Source organism: Rhodococcus sp. 14-2483-1-2 (assembly GCF_002259405.1).
Classification (GTDB): domain Bacteria; phylum Actinomycetota; class Actinomycetes; order Mycobacteriales; family Mycobacteriaceae; genus Rhodococcoides.
This window is the reverse complement of the sequence record NZ_NPFW01000017.1, coordinates 88,842-113,085: the sequence shown is the minus strand read 5'-3', so window position 1 is coordinate 113,085 and position 24,244 is coordinate 88,842. Positions and strand designations below refer to the sequence as shown.

The following is a 24,244-nucleotide window of genomic DNA, read 5'->3' as shown; positions in this document are numbered from 1 at the left end:
GGACCCCTGAACGCGTGAATGGTCCATTGCACCGCCGAGACGTGTGCAATGGACCATTCACGCTTTCGAAAGGGGCCGAACCTCAGGCGAGGTGAGCGAGTTCCTCGCGTGCCTTCAGCCCGTCCTCGCCCAGATCGGTGCGGTCGAAGATCTTCCAGCCTGCGAGCAGCGGCTTGAACACCTTGTCGCGTTCCTGATCGGCGTCGTAGATTCCGGCTTCGGCGAGTGCGGCGGTGCTGCTGCCCCGCTCGGGAAGGTCGACCTCGGGAATCTTGAACCCGTTGATCCGGTCTGCGATGGCGCGGGCGGCCTGGTCGGGCACCACGGCGAATGCCTCGTCGAGGATGCTGGCGAAGAATGCCGACTGCAGCGCGTCGTCGTCGGCGATCCGGCCGAGGATGGTGGCGAGCACCGGGTCCTTGCCGAGGGCGATGGTGTTGCGGTTACGCAGTGAGGCTGCGGCTTCCTCGATGGCGAAATGCGCGAGGATGTCGAGCAGATGCTGGCTGGGGGCGTCGTATCCGAGCGTCATGTGCTCCATCCGGACGCGCTCGAGGGCGACCGGATCGACTGCGCGGGTGAGCACCAGGAAGTTGCGCAGCACGATCGACTGCCGGTTCTCCTCCGACGTCCACCGGCCGGTCCACTTCCACCAGGCTCCGAGGCCGGTGAGCGCGTGGGCCAGTTCGCGGTGGTACGCGGGCAGGTTGTCGGCCACCAACACGCCGACCGTGGCGGACAGGATCTCGACATCGCTGAGGTGCGACTGCTCCGGCGTCCAGTCCTCGCCGCCGAGGAACGCGAAGTTCTTGCCCTCGTCGAACGGCGCGAGATCGTGGGGATGCCAGTCGCTGGCAGCCTCGATGTGGCGTCGTAGATTCTCTTCGACCGCGGGCTCCAAACGGACCAGCAGATCACCGTCGGACAGGTTCGTAGACATGCGGTAACCGTAGCGCCTACACCTGAGCGCCCGACGTCGTGCCCCTGACCATTGTGAATTCTCCTAACACCAGGTCGTTGCAGGTCTATTCTCAGGTGCATCCAGTCATCGAAGTGAGGACTCCTCATGATGCGGTCGGGTCGAAATTTGCTGTGTCTTGCTGTTGTGTGCTCGATGGTCGTGCTGGTCGGGTGCTCGAACGACGCACCGACCGCAGACAGTCCACCGACATCCGAGCCCGCCCCGCCCAGCGACCTCTCCCCCGGTCAGGTCGCGGGCGTCGATGTTCCGACCGGCCGCATCGACGAGGCGGTCGGCAAGCTCGACGGCATAGCCGAGGAGCTGATGGCGTCGTCGAACATCCCCGGCATGGCCATTGCCGTCGTGCACGGCTCGGACGTCGTCTACTCGAAGGGCTTCGGCGTCCGCGAAGTCGGCAAGGACGATCCGGTCGACGGCGACTCGGTGTTCCAGTTGGCCTCGCTGTCCAAATCGGTCGGTTCGACGGTCATCGCGTCCCAGGTGGGAGCGGGCGTGGTCGACTGGTCGACGCCGGTGGTCTCGCAGTTGCCGTGGTTCGCGCTCGACGATCCGTGGGTGACCGAGAACGTCACGGTCGGCGACTTCTACGCGCATCGAAGCGGGCTGCCCGAGCACGAAGGCGATCTGCTCGAGGACCTCGGCTACGACCGGCGCCAAATTCTCGAACGCCTTCGGGAGGTGCCCCTCGACCCGTTCCGCTCCACGTACCACTACACCAACTTCGGGATCACGGCCGCGGCCGAAGCCGTCGCTGCGGCGTCGGGCAAGGACTGGGACACCCTCAGCCAGGACACGATCTACGGCCCGCTCGGCATGACCTCGACCAGCTCGTCGTTCGCGGACTACATGTCGCGGGCCGATCGGGCCGTACCCCATGTACTGGTCGACGGCGAGTATCAGGCGAAGTATCAGCGGGAACCCGATCCACAGACCCCGGCCGGTGGCGTCAGCTCCTCGGTGAACGACCTTGCGAAGTGGCTGACGATGCTCGTCGCCGACGGCACCCACGACGGACGAGAGCTCGTCGATCCCGACGCCCTTCTGCCCGCCGTCAGCGCGCAGATCGTGTCGAGCCCGTCGGCGACACCGGACTCACGCGCCGGCTACTACGGCTTCGGATTCAACGTCTCCACCAGTGCGGCCGGCCGCACGACGGTGAGTCATTCGGGAGCGTTCGCTCTGGGAGCGGGCACCAACTTCGTCTGGATTCCTTCGCTCGACGTCGCCATCGTCGTACTGACCAATGCCGCACCCCTCGGCATCGCCGAAACGGTCACTGCCGAGTTCGCCGACCTCGTTCAGTTCGGTGAGGTGCGGGAGGACTGGCGAACGCTGTACAAGAATGCCTTCGCCGGCATGAGCGAACCGGAGGGCGAGCTCGCAGGCAAGACCGCTCCCACCAATCCCACTGCGCCACAACCTCTCGCGTCGTACGTTGGGGTGTACCAGAACAGCTACTGGGGACCGGCGACGGTGGCGGAGGTCAACGGTGAGTTGGTGTTGTCCCTCGGACCGAACTCGACGTCGTACGAGTTGACGCCCTGGGACGGTGACACGTTCACGTTCGAGCCGACGGGCGAGAACGCACCGGACGGAACCATTTCCCAGGCGACGTTCAACGCGAATACGCTGACGCTCGAGTTCTTCGACGGCGATGGATTGGGGCGGTTCACCAAATGACCGAGACACAGCAGGCAACCGAGACCGTGATGGATCTGTTCGACGCGTTGCGAAGTCGAGACACCGATCGCGCGATGTCGCTCCTCGACGACCGGATCGTGTGGCACAACGTCGGATTACCGAAGGTACGCGGTCACTCGAACGTGGGCAGGTTCATGGCCACGCTTGCCAAGCCTGCGTTCGGCTTCGACGTGATCGTGCACAACATCGCCGCCGACGGAGCTGTCGTCCTCACCGAGCGCACCGACGTTCTGATCTGGCGGCGGCTCCGGATCGAGTTCTGGGTGTGCGGAACCTTCGAGCTGCGCGACGGCAGAGTGGCCGTGTGGCGGGACTATTTCGACACCGTCGACTTCCTGAAAGGTGTTGCACGAGGAGCATTCCGGGCCGCAGTCGGCCGGTGACCCTTGTGAGCGGAACCTCGTGGTGGACTAAGAGGCAGGAGTGGAGCCTGCGGAACGACCCGCAGGCTCCACGCTCACGAGGGGGTCAGGCTCCCGACGGCCCGAACTCTTCGAGCATCTCCGTCACCAGTGCAGCGATCGGTGAACGCTCGCTGCGAGTGAGGGTGATGTGCGCGAAAAGTGGGTGTCCCTTGAGCTTTTCGATCACTGCGGCAACGCCGTCGTGTCGTCCGACTCGCAGGTTGTCTCGCTGAGCGACGTCGTGGGTGAGTACGACCCGTGAGCCCGAACCCAGTCGGGACAGTACCGTCAGCAGGACGTTGCGCTCGAGTGACTGTGCTTCGTCGACGATCACGAAGGAATCGTGCAGCGACCGGCCGCGAATGTGCGTCAGCGGCAACACTTCCAGCATTCCGCGGGCGATGACCTCCTCCATCACCTCCGGGCTCGCGAGCCCTTCGAGGGTGTCGAAGACCGCCTGTCCCCAGGGGCCCATCTTCTCGCTCTCGCTACCGGGGAGATAGCCGAGCTCCTGACCGCCGACGGCGTAGAGCGGCCGGAAGACAACGACTTTCCGATGCGAGCGTCGTTCGAGGACGGCCTCGAGTCCGGCAGTCAGCGCCAGAGCGGACTTACCGGTGCCGGCCTTTCCACCGAGCGAGACGATGCCGATGCTCTCGTCGAGCAGAAGATCCAGCGCCACTCGCTGTTCTGCCGAGCGACCGTGCAGGCCGAACGCCTCTCGCTCACCGCGCACGAGTTGGATCTGCTTGTCGGGCGTGACGCGCCCCAGCGCACTCTGCCGTCCGGCAAGCAGTCGAACTCCTGTGTGGCACGGCAGGTCTCGCGCCTCCGCCAGGTCGATGACGCCGTCGTTGAACAGTGTGTCGACCGCATCGGACGGCACATCGAGCTCGGTCATACCGGTCCAACCGGACGGCACGACGTCGTGAGCGTGGTACTCGTCCGCGGGAAGACCGACGGCACCGGCCTTGACGCGCAACGGAATGTCCTTGCTGACGAGCACGACGTCCTTGCCTTCGGCCGCCAGGTTCAGGGCGCAGGCGAGGATTCTGGAATCGTTGGAGTCGGTGCGAAACCCGACGGGAAGCACCGACGGATCGGTGTGATTGAGCTCGACTTGCAGTGTGCCACCGGATGTTCCGATGGGAACCGGCTGGTCGAGTCGGCCGAACTCGACTCGCAGGTCGTCGAGCATGCGCAAGGATTCCCGCGCGAACCATCCCAATTCGTGATGGTGGCGTTTGCCCTCCAACTCGCTGATCACGATCAACGGAAGTACCACATTGTGCTCGGCGAACCGGATGACTGCCCAGGGATCCGAGAGCAGGACCGAGGTATCGAGCACGAATGTCCGAAGAGGGGCGGAAACGGAGCGTGAAGTGGTCACGTGGGGCTCCTACGTCTGCGCGGCACCGCGCAAACTCTGTCGCTCGGCCGGTCGGGTCCGATGTGTCAGGTGACACGAGGACCGGGTACCGGCCCTCTCGCGCTCACTAGCTCAGTCACGTATCAGAACCTCCCGCACAGGTAGCTTCCCCGCTGCCTGTTACTGCCGACGGTACCGCCGAAATCCAGTATCGGCTCGCTGGAAGTCTGGCGTGTCGGTGAACAACGCGTTACGTCGACATCGACCCTGGTCACCGGGCGACCGGTATCGAAAATGCCCTCCCCCGGGTGAATCGATGCGACTTCGTTGCACTCAGATCGACTGAAAGCCACATTGATCCGACGCGGATGGGTGAATGGACCACTGCACACGTCTGGGCGGTGCAATGGTCCATTGACGCGGACCGGGGTGCTGCGTGAATGGACCACTGCACACGTCTGGGCGGTGCAATGGTCCATTGACGCGGGCGGGGTGGGCGCGTCGATCAGCCGAGCAATCCCCAGTCTTCGAGGCCCTCGTACAGTGGCTTGCTCTGTGCCAGTTTCACCACGCGGTCCTTGAGGGAATCGCTGGCCTCGCCGGTGGCCAGGGCGGTACCGATGATGTCGGCGACCTCGGTGAACTCGGCTTCGCCGAATCCGCGGGTGGCCAGTGCGCCGGTGCCGATGCGCAGGCCGGAGGTGACCATCGGCGGGCGCGGGTCGAAGGGCACTGCGTTGCGGTTGACGGTGATGCCGACCTCGTGCAGGAGGTCCTCGGCCTGTTGGCCGTCGAGCTCGGAGTTGCGCAGGTCGACGAGCGCGAGGTGCACGTCGGTGCCGCCGGTGAGGACGGAGATGCCCTTGTCTGCGACGTCGGCACCGGTGAGACGCTCGGCGAGCAGCGATGCACCGAGCAGGGTGCGCTCCTGGCGTTCCTTGAACTCGGGCGTCGCAGCGATCTTGAAGGCGACTGCCTTGGCGGCGATGGCGTGCATCAGCGGCCCGCCCTGCTGACCGGGGAACACTGCGGAGTTGAGCTTCTTGGCCCATTCCTTCTTGGCCAGGATGATGCCGGAACGCGGTCCACCGAGGGTCTTGTGCACGGTGGAGGAGACGACGTCTGCGTACGGCACGGGCGAGGGGTGCACACCTGCGGCGACGAGTCCGGCGAAGTGCGCCATGTCGACCCAGAGCAGTGCGCCCACTTCGTCGGCGATGGAGCGGAACGCAGCGAAGTCCTGGTGGCGCGGGTAGGCGGACCAGCCGGCGATGAGCACCTGCGGCTTGGCGGCGATGGCCTGCTTGCGCACCTCGTCCATGTCGATCCGGTGGTCTTCCTTCGACACCCCGTAGGACTCGACCTCGTAGAGCTTGCCCGAGAAGTTGAGCTTCATGCCGTGGGTGAGGTGGCCACCGTGCGCCAGGTCGAGGCCCATGATCTTGTCGCCCGGGTTGATCAGTGCCATCAGCACGGCCGCGTTGGCCTGCGCGCCTGCGTGCGGCTGCACGTTCGCGAACTCGGCACCGAAGAGTTCCTTGGCGCGGTTGCGCGCGAGATCCTCGACGATGTCGACGTGTTCGCAGCCGCCGTAGTAGCGGCGGCCGGGGTAGCCCTCGGCGTACTTGTTGGTCAAGACGCTGCCCTGTGCCTGCAGCACCGCGCGCGGGACGAAGTTCTCGGAGGCGATCATCTCCAGCGTGTCGCGCTGACGACCCAGCTCACCGGCCATCGCCTCGGCGACCTCGGGATCGAGTTCGGCCAGTGACAGGTTGTTGACGTCAGTCATAACAGGAGTCTCCAAGGGACAGCAGAGTAAGGGGGCTCGCCCAGTTTACGAGACGCGTAGTGCACCCGGTGTCAGTGGCTCGTCGAGCAGCCTGCCGAACAGTTGCGCGCGCTCACCGGCCGTCTCACCTCGGTCCAACCAGCCGGCGAGCAGCTTGTAGCCCTCGACATAGGTGCTGATGTACGCCCGCCACAGCGGGGAGGACAGAAAGCGCAGGCTGTGCCGGGCGCGCTGCGGCGATGCCAACGACCATCGCTCCAGGTAGGCAGCCACGTCGTCCTCGCTCTTGTGCTGATCGTGCAGCAACAGCGCGGCGTCCTGCCGCACCCCGAGCAACTGGCTCGACGCAGCCGAGAGACGCTCGGCCTTCTCGCCGTCGAATCGCAGTCCCAGGTCGGCGTAGATCTCCTGCGCCCACAGACCCCAGCCTTCGCCGACGACGGCCCCGAGCGCGTGATCGGCCAGGCCCTCGGCCATCAGACACTGCGGGGTGTTGACCAGGAACAGCGTTTGCTCCAGTTGGCCTGCGCCGACCAACCCGGTCTCCTTGCGGCAGTGCTCGGTGTGGTGTCCCGGGTAGGACTCGTGCGCGATCAGGTGCGGCAGATTGGCCATCTGCTGCTCGATGTCGGAGTTGATCGCGACGGTGGACCGGTAGTCGCCGAGGTAGTAGTTGAATCCCGACCAGGGCTTGTCTCCGACGACCTCGTAGGTGACCTTCTCGGTGTCGGGCAGCGTGTATTCGGCGCGGACGCGGTCGCGCAACGCGGACGAGAACGCCTCGACGCAGTCCTGCAGTCGGTCGGCCGGAACGACGTCGGCACGGCGATGCGCGATCAACCGTTCGCCGAGCGACCCGGGACCGGCGAGAACCTCGTCCATCTTGCGGTGTGCCTGCAGGTACTGGTCCTGATCGCCCGCGGAGATTCGGACGTCGAAGTAGGCGTACACCTCGTCGACGAAGCCGATGTCCTCGCCTGCGAACTTGCGCGCCGAGCATTCGAGCGCGCGTAGGTGGACGTCGAGGAACGTCGTGCGGTCGGGTGTCAGATCGACGTTGCCGAGCTCGGCACGCAGAGTCTGTGCTCGACGGATCAGCTCCCGCGGCTCGGGCGCGGGGGCGTTCTCGGTGATGCGACGCAACTCGGGATCGCCGGTGTATGCATCGACGAATCCGTCTTCGAGCCGGTCGAAACTCAGGCCCAGCAGCAGGTATTCACGAACGAGGGAAGCAGCATCCATATCCGAACCCTAGTACGGCGAACGACCCCGCCCGTGCGCGATCGACCGGCACCGAGCACAATCTGGAACCATGCGACTCGCGCTCGACAGGAGCTCAGCCGAACCCTCCGCAGCTCTGACGTGGCACGAGTGGAGCCTGCGGAACGACTCTGGTCGGAGCTGTGCGTGAGCGAGTCCAGTCCGTACGTCGAGTTCGACCGTGTGCAGTGGCGCACGCTACGTCAATCCACGCCGTTGGTGCTGACCGAGGAAGAGCTCGTCGGTCTGCGTGGTCTGGGTGAACAGATCGATCTCGACGAGGTGGCCGAGGTCTATCTGCCACTGGCACGACTGATTCACCTCCAGGTCGCGGCTCGGCAACGACTGTTCGCCGCGACCGCGACGTTCCTCGGCGAGAAGCACCCCGACCGTCAGGTCCCGTTCGTCATCGGGGTCGCGGGGAGCGTCGCCGTCGGAAAGTCGACGACGGCCCGTGTGCTGCAGGCACTCCTGGCCCGATGGGACCATCATCCGCGGGTCGATCTGGTCACCACCGACGGATTCCTGTACCCGACGGCCGAGCTCATGCGTCGAGGCATACTGCACCGCAAGGGATTTCCCGAAAGTTACGACCGGCGCAAGCTGCTCAGGTTCGTCACCGAGGTCAAGTCCGGGACCGAAGAGGTCGGCGCACCGGTCTATTCGCACGTCTCGTACGACATCGTCAAGGGCCAGTACCACATGGTCCGGCAGCCCGACATCCTGATCGTGGAGGGCCTCAACGTATTACAGACCGGACCGCGGTTGATGGTCTCGGACCTGTTCGACTTCTCGATCTACGTCGACGCGCGGATCGAGGACATCGAGAGTTGGTACGTCAAACGCTTTCTCGCATTGCGCAAGACGTCGTTCACCGATCCGTCCTCACACTTCCACCACTATGCAGGCCTGTCCGACGACCACGCGCAGATCGCGGCCGAGGATCTGTGGCATTCGATCAACCTGCCGAATCTGGTGGAGAACATCCTCCCGACGCGACCGCGAGCGACGATGGTGCTGCGTAAGGACAACGATCACGCGATCAACCGGCTGCGGCTTCGTAAGTTGTAGACCATAATCCATCGATGGCGGTGGAAAAGCGGTCGATCGGCGAGGTTCCGCTGATCGGTCGAGACGGCGAGCTGCAACGAATTCTGCATGCCGCCGGCAGGTACGGCGGCATGGCCGTCAAGGCCGCGCCCGGTGTCGGCCGAACTCGCCTGTTGACCGAGGCGGTGCGGTCGCTGGTTAAACTCGGATGGCACCCTCACCGAGTGGTGACGGTGATGCCGACCGGTACCGGATTCGTCCCCGTCGAATCCGACCGAGCTCTCGCCGCCACGCTGGCGGACGCGCACGGCGGTCGACGCACCGTCGTGGTCATCGACGACGCCCAATGGCTGGCCGATTCGACCATCGAGCTTCTCGCACGTCGCGTCGGATCGAAGGATCTGTTCGTGCTCGCCAGTGTCAGCGCGGGTCGACGCCGCACCCCCGTGCTCGACGCCCTGTGGAAGGACGGTGTGATCGACCGCATCGATCTCGAGCCGCTCACGCTGCAGCAGTGCCGATCGCTGATCGAGTCGATGCTCGGTCGCAACGGCGAAATAGTCGACAGCGCAGCAGTGTTCGCAGTCACCGCATTATCCTCCGGCAACCTCGTGGCGCTGAGAGATCTGGTGGCAACGGCGCTCGAGCGCCGCGCGTTGACGGTCACGTCCCACGTGTGGCACCTGTCCGCTCCCCTGCCCGTGTCGGCCGGTCTGGCCGATGTGGTGCGTGATCATCTGGCCGAGGTGATCGCGCTCGCCGACTACGCCGGTGCTGCCGAAATCGACGACGCTCTCGACATGGTCGCCGTGGCCGGTTCGCTGGCGTTCGGAGCCGCAGCCGCCGTGATGGATCCGCGTCTGATCGAGGAACTCGAATCGGCGGGCGTGCTGACGATCCGCGCCGAACAGAACATCGACCGGGTGATGTTCTCGACGCCCATCACCGCACAGGTGCGCACCGAGGACATGGCCACTTTGCGCAGGCGTCGTCTGAGCCTGACGGTCGCCGACGCCCTCGACGCCTCGACCGACGGGCTCGGCCCACGCGAACGCGTCACCGCTGCACTGCTTCGTATCGATGCGGGCGTCTCGCTCGATGCCCCGACTGCGGTGGAGGCGGCTCGGTTGTCGTGGCGCTACGTACCCCCGGAGACGACGCGCAAGCTGGCCTCGGCCGCTGCAGCGGCCGGCGGCGGGTTCGATGCCCAGCTCGTCCTCGCGTCCGCGGAGAGCCAGCTCGGCATGACCGAATCCGCACAGCAGCGGCTCGACGAGCTTCTTCGGGGGGCCGACAACGACATTCGACGCGCGACGGCCGTGCGCGCGTGTACCGACAACATGGTGCTGCGGCTGGCGGATCCGGCGCGGGCGCTGGCGCTGAACTCCAGTACCGAACATGCCGTCGTCGATCCCGCCATCCGCACGCAGCTGCGAGCGCAGCGCGGCCTGATGATGCATGCGATCGGCGACACGGCGGGTTCGCTGGCCTTGCTCGAACCTCTGATGGACGACCTCGTCGGCGCGACGCTGATCTCGGCCAGCTTCGCCGTGGCTGCCGGTGCCACCGTCGCAGGGCGATTGTCGACCGCGTTCTCCGCGCTCGCCCGAGTGCAGCCCGAGCCCGACAATCCGGCGGCGACGGTGCTGGATCTGACGCGGTGCTTCACGATTGCGTGTGCGGGCAACTTCGAGGAGGCCACGTCCCTCGCTCGCTATCGGTACGACGAAGCCGTCGAACAGTTCTCACCGCTGCAGCAGGCGTGGTTCGGGTGGGCGCGCGGAGGTCTACTGCTCTCCCAGGGCCATGCGGCCGAGGCGATCCGCTGGTGCTCGGAGGCCTACACGCTCGCAGGCACACTCGGCCAGCGATCGATGGAACCGATGGTGGCGTGCGATCTGGTCCGCGCCCTCGCGCTCGACGGACGACCGGAGGAGGCGTCGGCCCTCATCGAGGCCGCGGACCTCGACAACCCTGCCTCGCCGGCGTTGTTCGGTGCTCGCGGCACGCGTCTGGCGGCGCTCGGCTGGGCCGCCGCAGCCCGCGGTGACGTCGACGATGCCTGCGAGCTGCTCATCGCCTCGGCCGAGGCCCATGCCGCTATCGACCACCACCTGCCCGCCCTGTTCTCCTACGTCGATGCCGCTCGGTGCGGAGCGGCCGCTGCCGCGCTGGCTCCCGTCCACCAGCTGGCAGGTCTGATCGAAGGGGACCTGGCCCGCACCGAAGTACGCATGGTCGAGGTGCTCGCCGCACCGTCCACGCCGAACACCGCTGTCACCGAACAGGTGGTGGCCGTGGCCGCGAGCGCCGAAAAGCACGGCCTCGATCTACACGCGGCCGAGATGTACTTCTATGCCCGAAACCTGTTGCTGCGCACTAGCCCTCGCGCCGCAGCAACAGCGGGACGGCAGGGCCGGGTACTGGCCGCGCGCTGCGGACATCCCAGCACGCCGCTGCTGAACGGAACACGAGACCCGGCCCTGACGGCACGCGAAAGCCAGATCGCGTCCCTCGCCGCATCCGGCCTGTCCAACCGCGATATCGCCGCCGCCGTCGTGCTGTCGATCCGCACCGTCGAGACCCACCTCAATCGCATCTTCGGAAAGCTGGGCATCAGTACCCGCGCCGAACTCACATCGCTACGAGGCTCTCTGCTCGATTGACCGAACCGCCGGTGTACAGCGAGGTCTCGATGTCGAGCAGGTACTGCGACGGAGCCACCCCGAGTTCGGTCCGCAGAATCGCCTCGGCCCGCCGAAAGGCGACCACGGCCTCGGCCGTCCGATGTGACCGGTCGAGGGCGATCATCAGCTGACCCCACAGGTGTTCGCGCAACGGGGCGGCCCGCAGCGCGCGCTCGATCTCGGCGATCACCGTCTCGTGTCGACCGAGCTGCAGACGGGCCTCGAACACCGATTCCAACACCGCGGAGTGCACCGCGTCGAGATGTACCCGCTCGTCCACGGCGAAGGCCAGATCACCGAATTCGACGAGCGCGGGGCCCCGCCACAGTGCAAGGGCACGACCGAACTGGCCATCGGCCTCGGCGAACCGGCCGCGACCGAATGCCTCCCGCCCGCGCGTGGCCAGCATCTCGAACTGGCGCAGATCGAGTCGGTCACTGCCCAGATCCAACCGATAGCCCCAGGACGTCGTGACGAGCCGGGCGCCGTTCTCCGCGCCGAGGACCCGACGCAGATTCGCCATGTAGGCACGCAGTGACGTCAGAGCCTTGGCCGGCGGACGGCCGTTCCAGACGAGATCGATCAATCGGTCGAACTCGACGACGTTTCCCGCGTCCACGAGCAGCACCGCCAAGACGGTCCGTTGCTTGAGCCCACCGAGCGCCTTCACGCCGGCCGCGTCACGCACCACCATGGGTCCGAGCACGTTGTAGTCCACGATCGGAAATTCTCCGAGCCCCGGGACTACTGCGCCATCGTCTACGTAGCGGTACAAGCACAAGTACGTAGTGGCTTCGGGTCGTGAGTGGAACTTCGTGGCAGGTCGAGAAGTTCCGTGTACGTCAGATACCGAAGCGCCGGTGCCTGGCCGCGAAGTCACGGAGTGCGCGCAGGAAGTCGACGCGTCGGAATTCGGGCCAGTAGGCCTCGGTGAACCAGATTTCCGAGTACGCGCTCTGCCACAGCAGGAAGCCGGAGAGTCGCTGTTCGCCCGAGGTGCGGATCACGAGATCCGGGTCGGGTTGGCCGGAGGTGTAGAGGTGACTACCGATCTCGTCGACATTGATCGAGGCCACGAGTTCGTCGCCGCTGACGCCCTCGGCGATCTTCTCGGTCACCAGGGACTGGACGGCGTCGGCGATTTCCTGCCGCCCGCCGTATCCGACGGCGACGTTGACGTGTGTTCCCGACCGTCCCTCGGTGAGCGCAGCCGCTTCTTTGAGTCGACGCGCGGTCGACGCGGGCAGCAGATCGAGGGTGCCGACGAGTTTGACGCCCCAGTTCATCTCGGGTCCGCAGATCTCCTCGACGACGTCGGTGATGATGTCGAGCAACGAATCCAATTCGTCCGCGTCTCGGCGGAGGTTCTCGGTGGAGAGCAGGTAGATGGTGGCCATCTCGATTCCGGCGGCATCGCACCAGCCGAGCATCTCGGCGATCTTCAGTGCGCCCATACGGTGCCCGTGCGCGACGTCGGTGAACCCGTTCTCGCGCGCCCAGCGGCGATTGCCGTCGCACATCACCGCCACGTGCCGCGGGTGCTGAACCCCTTCGAGTTGGCTCAGCAGACGCCGCTCGTACACGTTGTAGAGAACGCCGCGGACCTTCTGCGGAATGATCACCACTGCTTCGTCACCGCTGCTCTCATCACCACGAAGGATCACCTTACGCCGACGTCTGCGAGCCGGTCGCCGGTACAGTAGCGTCAGAACCTACGGTGGCGTAGGTTCACGCGGCGGCACGGGAGGCAATCGTCATGACGATGTTCGGACTCGACGAGATACCCGTCAAACCTCGAATGCGCGGCTGGATTCACCTGTACGCGTTCGGCGTGGCGGTGGTGTGCGCGATCACTCTCGTCACACTCGCGTTCAGCATGGTCTCGGTCAGTGCGGGTGTGGCCGTGAGCGTGTATTCGATCACCGTCTGCGGAGTGTTCGGGGTCAGTGCCACCTACCATCGCGTGCACTGGAAGACCACCGCGTCGCAGATCTGGATGAAGCGCGCCGATCATTCGATGATCTTCCTGTTCATCGCAGGTAGTTACACCCCGTTCGCCGTACTGGGTCTACCCGCCTCGACCGGACGCACGTTGCTCGTCGTCGTGTGGATCGGGGCCCTGGCCGGGGTGGCCCTGAAGATGTTGTGGCCCACCGCTCCCCGATGGGTCGGGGTACCGCTGTACCTGCTCCTCGGCTGGGCGATCGTCCCGGTCGCACCCACGCTGATCGACCACGTCGGCTACGCACCGTTTCTGTTGCTGCTCGTGGGCGGTGTGTTCTACAGCGTCGGGGCCGTGCTGTATGCCACCAAGTGGCCCAATCCGTGGCCGACGACCTTCGGCCATCACGAGTTCTTCCACGCAGCAACGGTATTGGCGGCAACCTGCCACCTCGTTGCCGTGTGGCTCGTCCTGTTCTGATCGCCCTCAGCTGCTTCGGGCTGCCTTGTCTCGATACATCAGCGCGTCGGCGCGCTGAATCAGCCGGTCTCTCGACTCCCCCGGCTCACGCACCGCAACGCCCACGCTCACCGACACCTCGAGCAGATTCGATCCGAACGGCACCGGCTCGCCGCAGATCGCCGACCGCACCGATTCCGTGAGTTCGGTGCTGTCGAGCCCCTTCGGCCGGTCGAACGTCACCGCGAACACGAACTCGTCCCCCGCGTATCGACCGACGACGCTCCCGCGCGGCGACCACTGCTGCAGTCGCCGTCCCGCTGCCTCGAGCATCGCGTCACCTGCCGGGTGACCGTGCGCGTCGTTGATCGACTTCAACCGATCGACGTCGACGAAGGCCAGGGCAACCGGCAGGTCCGCGAGAATCCATTCGTCGACGTGGGCGAGCAGGGCACCTCGTCGCAGCAATCCGGTCAGTTCGTCGCGCTCGGCGCGATCGCGCCAGTGAACGGTGTCGTCGGCGACGGGATTGACCAGGTCCAGCAGTGCGACGATGAACCGTCGCCCGGCGATCGTCGAGAGCCCGACATGCATCCAGCACGAGACGACCTCCCCGTCGCCGCGTCGCACTCGACGCAGAGCTCCGATCGGTCGACCGTGTTCGGTTGAGCCCGCGGCGGGGTAGCGCTGCTCGAGCTGGACCGCCATGCGCGTCGCCGACGCGCGATCCCCGAGCGGCACGAAATCTGCCACCGGGCGACCCACCATCTCGTCCACGGTGCACCCCAGCACGCCCTCGCAGAGGATGTTGGCCCCGACCACCTCGTAGTGCAACGAATGCACCATGGCCGCCATCGGCACCGCGGCCACGAAATCGGCGACAGCAGCGCGCTGCGCGTCGGTCACCGCCTCGCGCACGGTGCCTGCACGCACCGCACCCTCATTCATGACACCCTCACTCATGACACCGTCGATCCATTGCTAGACGTTCGACCACCCCAGGCCGAGGAAACTCCCGGCCACAGTACTGTTCTTCCGTCGAAGCATCGACGAGCGTGGTCACCTCTGCAATACGAACGGCAATTCTTCGGCAGAGGTCACAGGACGGTCGCACACGAAGCCACGACACACGTATGCCGTCTCGAGGCCGTCGACGGGTGGTCGGTCCATCAGCAGCACCGACGAATCCGTCACGCCAGCCACCACCACCGAACCACCCGGAGCCAGTGCCCGCACGGTCGAGAGCAGGTCACCGCCGGGTGCCGTCGACACCGCGATCTGAATTGGGCCACGAACAGACGCTTCTGCGACGGCCAGCCAGTGCCCACCGGACCTGGGCGCTCGTTCGAGAATCGAGGCCGACCGCGCCAACGACGCGGTCGCGAATTCGCCGTAGCGCGCCGAGGAACTGTGATCGACCAACGCAGCTGCGGTGAGCAGCGCCTCGGCCATCGTGGATGCGCCCGACGGGGTGGCCCCGTCGATCGGGTCACGAGGCCGGGTCACGAGAGTCTCGGCATCGTCGGCGGTGTCGAACCACCCGCCGACGTCGTCGGGGTCGGAGAAGTGGTCGATCGCCGCATCGACGATCGACGTCATGCGTTCGATCCAGACCTTGTCTCCGGTGGCCTGGAACAGCGCGGCCGCGGCGACGGCCAGGCACGCGTAGTCCTCGAGCACTCCGGTGGCCTCACCGACTGCACTGCCGAGTGAGGCGCGCCGTACCCGCCCCGACTCGACATGTGTGGCGAAGAGCTGCTCGCCGCATTCGACTGCCGCGTCGACCCATCGCGGTTGCCCGAGCCCGGTACCGGCCTCGACCAGTGCGGTGATCGCCAAGCCGTTCCACGCGGTGACGACCTTGTCGTCGCGGCCGGGTTGCGGCCGCGTCGCGCGAGCGGCCGACAACGTGCTGCGCACCCGGGCGAACCGCTCGTAGTCCTCGGCTTCGGCGGGCAGCTGCAGTACCGACATGCCGCCCTCGAACGTGCCTGCCGAGTCGACTGCGAACAGCCCGGCTGCCCAGACACCGTCCTCGAAGCCGAGTGTCTCGGTCAGTTGCTCCGGCGTCCACGCGTAGGTCAGACCCTCGACGCCTTCGGTGTCGGCATCGAGTGCCGCCGCGAAACAGCCGTTCTCCGTGCGTAATTCGCGAAGCATGAACTCCGCGGTGTCCGACGCCACCCGCCGGGCGAGCGCATCGTCGTCGACCCGGGCTGCGTGCGCGTAGAACCGCAACAGCAGAGCGTTGTCGTAGAGCATCTTCTCGAAGTGCGGGACGATCCACTCGGCATCGACGGAGTAGCGCGCGAATCCCCCGCCCAGCTGGTCGTACATGCCCCCGCGCGCCATCGCCGACGCGGTACGGCGAACGACACCGAGGACCTCGGTGTCGCCGGTGCGCTCGTAGTGCCGGAGCAGACCTTCGAGCAATGCACCGGGCGGGAACTTCGGTGCCCGGCCGAAGCCGCCGTACGTGGTGTCCTCGTCGGCGCAGATCGCAGAGACCGAGGCCGCCAGTGAGTCGGCGTCGATCGGGCGCCCGCCCGCGGGCACGCCTGCGCTGTGCTTGCGCAGTTCGGTGACGATGTCGGCGGAGGCGTCGAACACCTCCTGGCGCCGCGTCGACCAGGTGTCGGCGATCGCGGTGAGCAACTGTTGGAACGACGGCATTCCCTGCCGCGGGGCCGGCGGGTAGTAGGTACCGCAGTAGAAGGGTTCGGTGTCGGGCGTCAGGAAACACGTCATCGGCCAGCCGCCGTGGCCGGTCATCGCGACGGTGGCGTTCATGTACACCGAATCGAGGTCGGGGCGTTCCTCGCGATCGACCTTGATGCACACGAAGTGCTCGTTCATCAGTGCCGCGGTCGCCTCGTCCTCGAACGACTCGTGGGCCATGACATGGCACCAATGGCACGCCGAGTACCCGATCGACAGCAGGATCGGAACATCGCGATCGCGGGCGGACTGCAGAGCCTGCGGTCCCCACTGCTGCCAGTGCACCGGGTTGTCCGCGTGCTGCCTCAGATACGGGCTGGTGGACTCACCCAGGGCATTGGCGTCGAGCATCAGGGCTCGTCGGAAACGGCTGGTTTCGGTCGAGTCTGTCCCGGTGGGAGCGGATCCGCTATCCCGCCGCGATCGGTGCCCTCGTCGAGGGCCTGGTCCAACGTCGGATCCTCTTTCTCGAACGTGGCGGGCAGACGCTTGACCTTCTTGTTCATGGACCAGATCAGCAGCGCCGTTCCGACCAGCAGCGCGACCAGGATCACCAGCCCGATCGGCGAGGACTTGCCGAATTCGGGACCGGTGGGCTGCTGGGCGAGGATCGAAACGATCATTTGTCGGTCTCTTCTATTCCGGCGAACAGGTCCGTCTCGGGCAGCGACGTCGTGACCCGAGTGCGGGCCAGCTCGAACTCCTCGGTGGGCCACAACTTCCGCTGGACGTCCAGCGGAACGGCGAAGAAGGACCCGTTGGGATCGATCTGCGTCGCGTGCGCTCGGAGTGCGTCGTCGCGCTGCTCGAACCAGTCGCCGACGGTCACCTGAGTGGTGATGCGGCCGATGATCTCGTCGCGTTGGCCGTCCCATCGCTTCAGCCAGTCGACGAACGGGCTTTCCTCGCCGCGGTCGATGAACCAATCGTGAAAGAGCTGCATGCGCTTACGAATGAAGCCGTGCGAGTAGTAGAGCTTGAGCGGAGTCCAGGGCTCACCGGCGTCGGGGAAGCGCTCGGGATCCCCCGCTGCCTCCCACGCCGCCATCGACACCTCGTGGCACCGGATGTGGTCCGGGTGCGGGTAGCCGCCACGTTCGTCGTACGTGGTGATGACGTGCGGCTTGAAGTCGCGCACCACCTTCACCAGCGCCTCGGTGGAGACCTCCAACGGGACCAACGCGAAACAGCCGTCGGGAAGAGGCGGGAGCGGATCGCCCTCGGGCAACCCCGAGTCCTCGAAACCGAGCCAGGTCTGCTGCACCCCGAGAACGCGAGCGGCCTCGGCCATCTCCTCACGCCGAACCTCGTGGATGCGCTCGTGCACCCCCGGAATGTCCATCGCCGGATTGAGGATGTCTCCCCGCTCGCCACCGGTGAGGGTGACGACCAGAACATCGTGTCCTTCGGCCGCGTAGCGAGCCGTTGTCGCAGCGCCTTTGCTGGATTCGTCGTCGGGATGGGCATGTACTGCCATGAGCCGCAGTCCGGACACGTTCTTCCTCACCTCGGATTCGCCTGATTCTTGCCTGCCCCTATAGTTCCATCTGACGCCGACAGGCCCCCAGCGGCACCCCCGAATCGATCCCGAGAGCGGCCATGACCAACGCACTTCCCGCAGGTAGATACCCGTCGGGTTCCGGTCCCAGCGGAATTCGGCAGGCCCCGAAACGTGCGACGAAGATCGCACTCGTGGCCCTGGTCCTGCTGGTCGGGCTGGGCGTGGCCTACTACGCGTACAGCAAATTCTCGGTCAAACCCATCGAAGGCAGTCAGCTCTCGTTCGACATCGTCGACGACTCCACGATGTCGATCCGTTTCAGTGTCACTCGGCAGGATCCCGAGCAACCGGCCGTGTGCATCGTCCGCGCTCGCTCGCGCGACGGCTCCGAGACCGGCAGGCGCGAGGTGTACATCCCACCGGAGTCGGCGTCCACCACCGTGGAGATGACCACCGAGGTGACGACGTCGGCTGCCCCTGCCGTCGGCGACGTCTACGGCTGCAGCCTCGATGTTCCCGAATATTTACGAGCTCGATAGGCGAACTGCCTGTTCGTGGTAAGGTCGGGTCATACACGGCCACCGCAGAAGGTGCCGTGTATTGCTGCATTGCGGGCAGGGTTCACCTGCGAACGATGACGACGGCTCCAGGATGTGGGCCGACCAAGGGGATCCAACCATTGGAGTCCCCTGTTCGTTGCGTGCCCTACCTGCTCAGAAACCGGAATCCGAGCTCGAGATTCCGACTACGAGGGAGTGATCGAGATGACCGAGACCCAGGTGACCTGGCTTACCCAGGAATCACACGACAGGCTCAAGAGCGAACTCGACCAGCTCATTTCCAATCGCCCCGTCATCGCCGCCGAGATCAACGAGCGTCGCGAAGAGGGCGATCTGAAGGAGAACGGCGGCTACCACGCTGCGCGCGAGGAGCAGGGCCAGCAGGAAGCACGTATCCGTCAGCTGCAGGAACTGCTCAACAACGCGAAGGTCGGCGAGGCACCCACTCAGTCCGGTGTCGCACTGCCCGGCTCGGTCGTCAAGGTCTACTACGACGGCGACGAGTCCGACACCGAGACGTTCCTGATCGCCACCCGCGAAGAGGGTGCCCGTGACAACAAGCTCGAGGTGTACTCCCCCGCGTCACCGCTGGGTGGATCGCTCATCGACGCCAAGGTCGGCGACACCCGCGAGTACACGCTGCCCAACGGCAAGACCATGAAGGTCACGCTCGTCAGCGCGGAGCCGTACCACACGTAAGTCTTCTCGCCGAAGACGAAGAAGCACCCCCGGTCCGCCGAGCGACCGGGGGTGCTCGTCTGCGTGGACGTCAGGCGGTCATCGTCTTCTGGTACTTGCGTACCGACAGCGGCACGAACACCACGAGCATCAACACCACCCAGATCAGGGTGTACAGCACGGGATTCTGCAGCGGCCACACCTCCGGCGGCGGTGCCGTCGGATTGGTGTTGCCGAACTGCTCTCGCACCGCCAACGTCACCGACGAGATCGGATTCCACTCCGCGATCGTCTTGAGCACGCTGGGGAAATTGTCGATGGGGACGAAGGTGTTGGCGATGAACGTCAACGGGAAGATCACGATGAACGACGCGTTGTTGAAGATCTCCGGCGAACGCACGATCAGTCCCACCAGAGCCATCACCCACGAGATCGAGTACGCGAACAACAGCAGCAGTACATAGCCCAGCAGTGCGTCGAAGAACGAGGACGTGATGCGCCAGCCCACGATCAGTCCGGTGATCGACATGATCGTGATGGTGACGATGTTGTTGCCGACGTCGGCTGCCGTGCGTCCGATGACGACGGCCGATCTCGCCATCGGCAACGACCGGAACCGGTCCATCACGCCCTTCTGCAGATCCTCGGCCAACGAGGACCCGGTGATGGAGGCACCGAAGATCATCGTCTGGACGAAGATGCCGCCCATCAGGAAGCTCTTGTAGTCGATACCGGGCACGTCGATCGCACTGCCGAAGACGTACGCGAACAGCAGGACGAACATGATCGGCGACAGCGTCGCGAAGAACAGCAGATCGGGAACTCGCTTGAGTTTGATCAGGTTTCGCTTGGTGATGATTGCCGAATCCAGGAGAACGTTGCTCATTTCTCTTCCTCCGCAGCCTCGGGTTCGCCGGTGGTCTGACCGGTCAGACTCAGGAACACATCGTCGAGGTTCGGCCGCCGCAGACCGACGTCGACGACTCCGATTCCGTTTTCCTCAAGCTGGGCCAGCGCCGTGGACAGGTCCTTCGATCCCCCGTTGACGGGCATGACGATCCGGCCCACCTGATCGTCGAGCGTGGGCGGTTCGACGCCGATCGGAGCGAGGATCTGCATCGCTCGATCCGCCTGGGACCGATCGGTCAGCACGAATTCGACTCGCTCGCCGCCGGTTTGGGCCTTGAGTTCGTCCGCTGTGCCGCGGGCGATGATCTTGCCCTTGTTCAGCACGATGATCGAATCGGCCAGTCGGTCGGCCTCCTCGAGGTACTGGGTGGTCAGCAGAATGGTCGTGCCGTCTCGGACGAGATCTGCGATGAACTCCCACATGGTGATTCGGCTGCGTGGATCGAGTCCGGTGGTCGGTTCGTCGAGGAACACCACCCGTGGTCGGCCGATCAGGCTGGCCGCGATGTCGAGTCGCCGACGCATACCGCCCGAGTACTGCTTGGCGGTGCGATCGCGTGCGTACTCCAGATCGAAGCGCACGAGTAGCTCGTCGGCGCGCTTCTTGGCCTCCGCCTTGCGCAGGCCGAACAGTCGGCCGACCATCTCGAGATTCTCGTACCCGGTCAGGTATTCGTCCACGGCCGCGAACTGACCGGTCAGTCCGATCGTGCCGCGAACCTCGTTCGCCTGCGTCGCGACGTCGAGCCCGAATATTCTGGCCGACCCGGATGTCGCTTGTAGCAAGGTGGCGAGAATACGCACTGCCGTGGTCTTTCCGGCACCGTTGGGACCGAGCACACCCAGCACCGTGCCCTCGGGAACGGTGAAGTCGATCCCGTCGAGCGCGACGTTCTTGCCGTACCGAAGTACGAGGTTCTCTACTTCTATAGCGTTCGCCATTGCCCTGTCCCCGTTTCTCTACTGGTCGGTGTTAGGACTTCCGAACGCGTAGAGATTAACCGGTCTTGATCGGACCGGGCGTCCACAGACCCGAACGCTCGACCTCTTCGGCTGTGATCTGCGCCGCCTGCGCCGACTCGTCGTACGGCATGTACTGCTCGATCGACCCCCAGTCGCGGTCCCAGTCGCCGGACAGATACGACGGGATGGTGCGGGCGGAGGCGACGATGTCGATCCACCCGAGCGGCCCACCGCCGAAGTGGTCCTGCCACGCGTTGGTGATGACGGCACCGCTGCGATCCGGCAGCACCCGGTACTGCGGAACTTCGGCAACCCCGAGGCGGTGATCGAACGGACGCTGGCAGGGGAAGTTGAAGCCGACCTCCCAGTCCAGCATCACCGGAGCGTCACGGCCGACGACCTCGTTCAACGTCTGGGTACGCGGAACTCGGGGCGGGGTGATCGCCAACCACTGGTCGGAATCTCGATCGGTATCGGAGAGCACCAGGCGAATCGTGTTGGCACCGGCGGGAATCTGGTCCATCGGGACTCGCAGGTTGCGCCACGACGGCGTCGGGCCGATGTCGATCGGCGTCACTCGCCCCTGCGCCTGTCCGTCGACTCCGTACTCGAGTTCGAGGCTCTGGCCGTACGTGACGATGCCGTCGGAATCCACCGAACGGATGCGTCCGGCAGCGGCGATCGAGATCAGATCACCGGGATCGGCAGGCAGCGCGTACCAGCCGGTGGTCAACGTGGCAGGAGTATCGGACCCGAACGAACCGAGCACCGGCACAGTGGCCGGATCGAGGCCGAACGGCAATGCGCTACCGCCGGTTCCTGCTCCGGTGGTCGACGTCGGCTGCTGCTGCTCGTCGGTGTCGACGGTGTTCGAGGTACCCGACGCCGAGGATTCCTTGTCGGCGGTGAGGTCGCCCGCCACACCATCGGGGGTGAACCCGTCGTTCTCTGCACCGAGCGCGGCGAAGGCGTCCCCGCTGACCGGTTGCAGCACATCGGCATTCGGATCCGTCTCGAGCAACACGTCGTTCGCGAGCCCGCACGTGTCACCGGTGAGCGCCGAGAGATTCGATTTCGCGACCGAGTACGACGGCCATTGCGCCACAGCACCCTTGGCCATCGACGCGACGGCCACCAGCACCATCAGAGCCGCCCCGACGGCGATCGGCGGCACCGACCACCATCGCGCCATCGGTTTGTCGGCGCGCACATAGGGCGCGCGGAGATGGAACCAGACGGCGGCGAGCAACAGCAGCAGGGTCAGGCCGAGGAACATGGTCGAGATGCCGAGACCGGCAACGAGGATCGGCTTGTCCCAGAACGGGACTCCCCACGCCGAGACGTACCAGTAGCCGTTGGTTCCGGTGAACGCGACGGCCAGCAGAAACGAGACCGACGCGGCGAACAGGAGTCGGTTGCGCCGCGATCGCAGTACCGCCGCACCGGTCGCCACGGCTGCCAGTACCGCAACCGATGCGGCGAGTCCGGCGAAGACACCGAAATGGTGAGTCCACTTGGTGGGGGTGATCATCATCAAGGCCATCGCCCCGACGGTGATGCCGACGATCCGGCGGGCCGGCCCCGTGGCGGTGCCCGGGATCTTGCCACCCTTGCGCAGCATGGCGACGACCACCGCGATCAGCGAAACGACCATCACGAACACTCCGAAGCGGCGCGCGAGCGAGCCGTCGATGTCCATGTTCATCAGCCACTGGTAGCGCAGGTACTCGTCGAACCAGGCCTGGCTCGGTCCGGCCGCGTTGTGCACCCGCTGCATCTCGAGCATGCCGGCCACGGTCTGGTTGCCGAATGCGAACACCAGCACCACCGTGCCCGACGCGATCAGCGGGGCGAGCAGTGTCAGCGCGCCCAGTGCGGTACTGCCGAACTCCCGGGCGCGGGCGACGACGATCTGCAACACCGGCCGAGCCCCGGCGATCAGCGGTGCGAAGCAGATGAAACCGGAGGGGCCGCAGGTGACCGTCAACGCTGCGATGAGTATCGCCGTGGCCGCGGGCAGCAACCTGCGGGTCGCGATCGAGCGCTCCACCGAACACCACGTCAGCAGCACGCCGAGCGCCACGAACGGTTCCGGGCGCAGGCCGTTGTTGTACGGCAGCCAGAACGCGAGCAGTACCAGGCCGCCCGTCCAGAGCGCGGTCTTCGAAGCGCGAGCAGCCGCACCGAACCGCGGGATCACCTCTCGACTGATGACGAGCCATGCCACGACGGCGCAGATCAGCGTCGGCAGACGCATCCACACACTGGCCGTCGAGACGTGCGACATGAGTCCGAACATGTCGTACAGCGGCGTACCGAACGGTGTCTCGGGCACCCCGAAGTAACGGAAATAGTTGGCCATGTACCCGGCGTGATCGGCCGTGCGCGCCATGCCCAGCTGGTAGCCGTCGTCGGAGGTGTTCGCGCCGATCAGATGCCACACGAACAGCGTCCCGATCACCACCGCATCGGCAGCGCCGAACGTCCACCAGCGACGCGGGAGGAAGCGTCGGGCACGTCGGCCGTCGGAGAGGTCGAGGCGGTGCAGCGCTATCAGCGAGATGCCCGTGGCGAGTACGCCGACGATCATCGCGAACCACTTCAGCGCACTCGGGGTCGACGAGAATCGACTGTCGAGCTGCGCGGTCAGTGTCAGGCCGTCGACGCTGCCTCGAAGATCGCTGAAGACTCCGACCAGCTGTGGTCGGACATCACCCTCGCGCGTGGCGGTCTCGGCACCGGTCAGCCCGACGGTCGTCGAGGTGCCGTTCGAGGTGATCGTCAACGCACAGTCGCCCGCAGTCGAAGGGCTCAGTTCCGAGACCGGCTTCTCGATAAGGACGGAATCACGCAACGTCACCTTCAGTTGCGATGCTTCACCGCCCGTGACCTCGGCAACGAGACCGTAGCGATAGGCGTCGGGCGATCCCTTGGGCGAGGTGGACAGCAACAGCCCGCCGTCGGGCAACAGATTCGCGGCAGCACACGGAACCGTCGCATCGACGTCGATCGGCGTGTAGGCGACGAGTGGAGCCTCGACACTGGCGATCGTGTCCGACTGCGGCCACGTCAGGGAGGACTGCTGCTGCTCGATCGGCAACAGCGGTATCGCGATCGTCAGCAGAATTCCCAGGACTGCGGAGACGATCGCGACGAGCCGAGCCATGCAAATATCTCCCACCGATGTCCTGGTCCAGGTCGCTGATCAAGGTACCAGTCGGGTCCGAGCGGGCCGGGCGAGACGAATCCGGCCTGGACAACTCTCGCTGTGG

20 protein-coding genes are annotated in these 24,244 nt (G+C 65.6%); 7 read left to right on the top strand and 13 right to left on the bottom strand.

Going from position 1 to position 24,244, the window contains the following annotated elements:
* Positions 1-82: 82 nt before the first annotated feature.
* Positions 83-940, bottom strand: coding sequence for an acyl-ACP desaturase (locus CH295_RS15925; protein ID WP_037191404.1), 858 nt, complete (start codon positions 938-940; stop codon positions 83-85).
* Between the two features lie 129 nt (positions 941-1,069).
* Here CH295_RS15925 and CH295_RS15920 point away from each other — a divergent pair, with 129 nt between their 5' ends.
* Together CH295_RS15920 and CH295_RS15915 are read left to right on the top strand one after the other, a co-directional pair.
* The gene (locus CH295_RS15920) at positions 1,070-2,662 is read left to right on the top strand and encodes a serine hydrolase (RefSeq protein ID WP_094741365.1); all 1,593 of its coding nucleotides are present in this window, start codon (positions 1,070-1,072) and stop codon (positions 2,660-2,662) included.
* On the top strand, positions 2,659-3,066 hold the full coding sequence (locus tag CH295_RS15915; RefSeq protein ID WP_170945934.1) for a limonene-1,2-epoxide hydrolase family protein: 408 nt from the start codon (positions 2,659-2,661) through the stop codon (positions 3,064-3,066). The genes CH295_RS15920 and CH295_RS15915 overlap by 4 nt, the downstream gene beginning before the upstream one ends.
* Positions 3,067-3,151: 85 nt before the next feature.
* Here the strand turns inward: CH295_RS15915 and phoH2 are convergent, their stop codons facing one another.
* The 3 genes from phoH2 to CH295_RS15900 form a co-directional block, all read right to left on the bottom strand.
* On the bottom strand, positions 3,152-4,477 hold the full coding sequence (gene phoH2, locus CH295_RS15910; RefSeq protein WP_170945933.1) for an RNA 5'-3' helicase PhoH2: 1,326 nt from the start codon (positions 4,475-4,477) through the stop codon (positions 3,152-3,154).
* 484 nt (positions 4,478-4,961) lie between these two features.
* A complete protein-coding gene (gene glyA, locus CH295_RS15905; protein WP_094633915.1) occupies positions 4,962-6,245 on the bottom strand; it encodes a serine hydroxymethyltransferase in 1,284 nt (427 codons plus the stop codon).
* 45 nt (positions 6,246-6,290) lie between these two features.
* Complete coding sequence (locus CH295_RS15900; RefSeq protein WP_094741259.1) at positions 6,291-7,487, bottom strand: DUF885 domain-containing protein; 1,197 nt, start codon at positions 7,485-7,487, stop codon at positions 6,291-6,293.
* Between the two features lie 165 nt (positions 7,488-7,652).
* Between CH295_RS15900 and coaA the strand changes: the two genes are divergently transcribed.
* On the top strand, positions 7,653-8,576 hold the full coding sequence (coaA, locus tag CH295_RS15895; RefSeq protein WP_037191653.1) for a type I pantothenate kinase: 924 nt from the start codon (positions 7,653-7,655) through the stop codon (positions 8,574-8,576).
* 14 nt (positions 8,577-8,590) lie between these two features.
* Positions 8,591-11,221, top strand: a complete 2,631-nt coding sequence (locus CH295_RS15890; RefSeq protein WP_094741258.1) for a helix-turn-helix transcriptional regulator — start codon at positions 8,591-8,593, stop codon at positions 11,219-11,221.
* Here CH295_RS15890 and CH295_RS15885 read toward each other — a convergent pair.
* Together CH295_RS15885 and CH295_RS15880 are read right to left on the bottom strand one after the other, a co-directional pair.
* Positions 11,190-11,960 (bottom strand): AfsR/SARP family transcriptional regulator, encoded by a 771-nt coding sequence (locus CH295_RS15885; protein WP_094741257.1) that lies wholly within the window; start codon positions 11,958-11,960, stop codon positions 11,190-11,192. The two genes, CH295_RS15890 and CH295_RS15885, sit on opposite strands and share 32 nt — an antisense overlap.
* A 124-nt stretch (positions 11,961-12,084) precedes the next feature.
* Positions 12,085-12,867, bottom strand: coding sequence for an isoprenyl transferase (locus CH295_RS15880; RefSeq protein ID WP_037191390.1), 783 nt, complete (start codon positions 12,865-12,867; stop codon positions 12,085-12,087).
* Between the two features lie 131 nt (positions 12,868-12,998).
* Between CH295_RS15880 and trhA the strand changes: the two genes are divergently transcribed.
* Positions 12,999-13,664: a PAQR family membrane homeostasis protein TrhA gene (trhA, locus tag CH295_RS15875; RefSeq protein WP_037191387.1), complete on the top strand. Its 666-nt coding sequence runs from the start codon at positions 12,999-13,001 to the stop codon at positions 13,662-13,664.
* A 6-nt stretch (positions 13,665-13,670) separates the two neighbouring features.
* Here the strand turns inward: trhA and CH295_RS15870 are convergent, their stop codons facing one another.
* The 4 genes from CH295_RS15870 to mca all read right to left on the bottom strand — a co-directional run bounded on the left by CH295_RS15870 (position 13,671) and on the right by mca (position 17,856).
* Positions 13,671-14,606 (bottom strand): sensor domain-containing diguanylate cyclase, encoded by a 936-nt coding sequence (locus CH295_RS15870; protein WP_094650150.1) that lies wholly within the window; start codon positions 14,604-14,606, stop codon positions 13,671-13,673.
* Between the two features lie 96 nt (positions 14,607-14,702).
* Positions 14,703-16,712, bottom strand: coding sequence for a thioredoxin domain-containing protein (locus tag CH295_RS15865; RefSeq protein ID WP_094741256.1), 2,010 nt, complete (start codon positions 16,710-16,712; stop codon positions 14,703-14,705).
* The gene (locus tag CH295_RS15860; protein ID WP_094741255.1) at positions 16,712-16,984 is read right to left on the bottom strand and encodes a hypothetical protein; all 273 of its coding nucleotides are present in this window, start codon (positions 16,982-16,984) and stop codon (positions 16,712-16,714) included. Before CH295_RS15860 ends, CH295_RS15865 begins: the two co-directional genes overlap by 1 nt.
* Positions 16,981-17,856 carry a mycothiol conjugate amidase Mca gene (mca, locus tag CH295_RS15855; protein WP_170945932.1) on the bottom strand — a complete coding sequence of 292 codons (876 nt, stop codon included), beginning with the start codon at positions 17,854-17,856 and terminating at the stop codon, positions 16,981-16,983. The genes CH295_RS15860 and mca overlap by 4 nt, the downstream gene beginning before the upstream one ends.
* Before the next feature lie 104 nt (positions 17,857-17,960).
* On the opposite strand from mca, the gene CH295_RS15850 reads away from it, so the two are divergent.
* Positions 17,961-18,401 carry a DUF4307 domain-containing protein gene (locus tag CH295_RS15850; protein ID WP_037191378.1) on the top strand — a complete coding sequence of 147 codons (441 nt, stop codon included), beginning with the start codon at positions 17,961-17,963 and terminating at the stop codon, positions 18,399-18,401.
* Between the two features lie 225 nt (positions 18,402-18,626).
* The gene (gene greA, locus CH295_RS15845; RefSeq protein WP_032394210.1) at positions 18,627-19,121 is read left to right on the top strand and encodes a transcription elongation factor GreA; all 495 of its coding nucleotides are present in this window, start codon (positions 18,627-18,629) and stop codon (positions 19,119-19,121) included.
* Between the two features lie 70 nt (positions 19,122-19,191).
* On the opposite strand, the gene CH295_RS15840 is transcribed toward greA, so the two are convergent.
* From CH295_RS15840 to CH295_RS15830, 3 genes are read right to left on the bottom strand one after another with little or no spacing between them, the layout of a single operon-like run.
* Positions 19,192-19,986: an ABC transporter permease gene (locus tag CH295_RS15840; protein ID WP_037191376.1), complete on the bottom strand. Its 795-nt coding sequence runs from the start codon at positions 19,984-19,986 to the stop codon at positions 19,192-19,194.
* Entirely contained in the window at positions 19,983-20,951 is a 969-nt protein-coding gene (locus CH295_RS15835; RefSeq protein WP_037191373.1) for a daunorubicin resistance protein DrrA family ABC transporter ATP-binding protein, read from the bottom strand. The genes CH295_RS15840 and CH295_RS15835 overlap by 4 nt, the downstream gene beginning before the upstream one ends.
* A gap of 55 nt (positions 20,952-21,006) precedes the next feature.
* Positions 21,007-24,138, bottom strand: a complete 3,132-nt coding sequence (locus tag CH295_RS15830; RefSeq protein WP_094741254.1) for an arabinosyltransferase domain-containing protein — start codon at positions 24,136-24,138, stop codon at positions 21,007-21,009.
* Positions 24,139-24,244 lie beyond the last annotated feature (106 nt).

What these genes read in the sequence shown, in the direction of transcription:
- CH295_RS15925 (WP_037191404.1), bottom strand. Translation starts at nt 940, where the DNA reads ATGTCTACGAACCTGTCCGACGGTGATCTGCTGGTCCGTTTGGAGCCC.
- CH295_RS15920 (WP_094741365.1), top strand. Translation starts at nt 1,070, where the DNA reads ATGCGGTCGGGTCGAAATTTGCTGTGTCTTGCTGTTGTGTGCTCGATG.
- CH295_RS15915 (WP_170945934.1), top strand. Translation starts at nt 2,659, where the DNA reads ATGACCGAGACACAGCAGGCAACCGAGACCGTGATGGATCTGTTCGAC.
- glyA (WP_094633915.1), bottom strand. Translation starts at nt 6,245, where the DNA reads ATGACTGACGTCAACAACCTGTCACTGGCCGAACTCGATCCCGAGGTC.
- CH295_RS15900 (WP_094741259.1), bottom strand. Translation starts at nt 7,487, where the DNA reads ATGGATGCTGCTTCCCTCGTTCGTGAATACCTGCTGCTGGGCCTGAGT.
- CH295_RS15890 (WP_094741258.1), top strand. Translation starts at nt 8,591, where the DNA reads ATGGCGGTGGAAAAGCGGTCGATCGGCGAGGTTCCGCTGATCGGTCGA.
- trhA (WP_037191387.1), top strand. Translation starts at nt 12,999, where the DNA reads ATGACGATGTTCGGACTCGACGAGATACCCGTCAAACCTCGAATGCGC.
- CH295_RS15870 (WP_094650150.1), bottom strand. Translation starts at nt 14,606, where the DNA reads ATGAGTGAGGGTGTCATGAATGAGGGTGCGGTGCGTGCAGGCACCGTG.
- CH295_RS15865 (WP_094741256.1), bottom strand. Translation starts at nt 16,712, where the DNA reads ATGCTCGACGCCAATGCCCTGGGTGAGTCCACCAGCCCGTATCTGAGG.
- CH295_RS15860 (WP_094741255.1), bottom strand. Translation starts at nt 16,984, where the DNA reads ATGATCGTTTCGATCCTCGCCCAGCAGCCCACCGGTCCCGAATTCGGC.
- CH295_RS15850 (WP_037191378.1), top strand. Translation starts at nt 17,961, where the DNA reads ATGACCAACGCACTTCCCGCAGGTAGATACCCGTCGGGTTCCGGTCCC.
- greA (WP_032394210.1), top strand. Translation starts at nt 18,627, where the DNA reads ATGACCGAGACCCAGGTGACCTGGCTTACCCAGGAATCACACGACAGG.
- CH295_RS15840 (WP_037191376.1), bottom strand. Translation starts at nt 19,986, where the DNA reads ATGAGCAACGTTCTCCTGGATTCGGCAATCATCACCAAGCGAAACCTG.
- CH295_RS15835 (WP_037191373.1), bottom strand. Translation starts at nt 20,951, where the DNA reads ATGGCGAACGCTATAGAAGTAGAGAACCTCGTACTTCGGTACGGCAAG.
- CH295_RS15830 (WP_094741254.1), bottom strand. Translation starts at nt 24,138, where the DNA reads ATGGCTCGGCTCGTCGCGATCGTCTCCGCAGTCCTGGGAATTCTGCTG.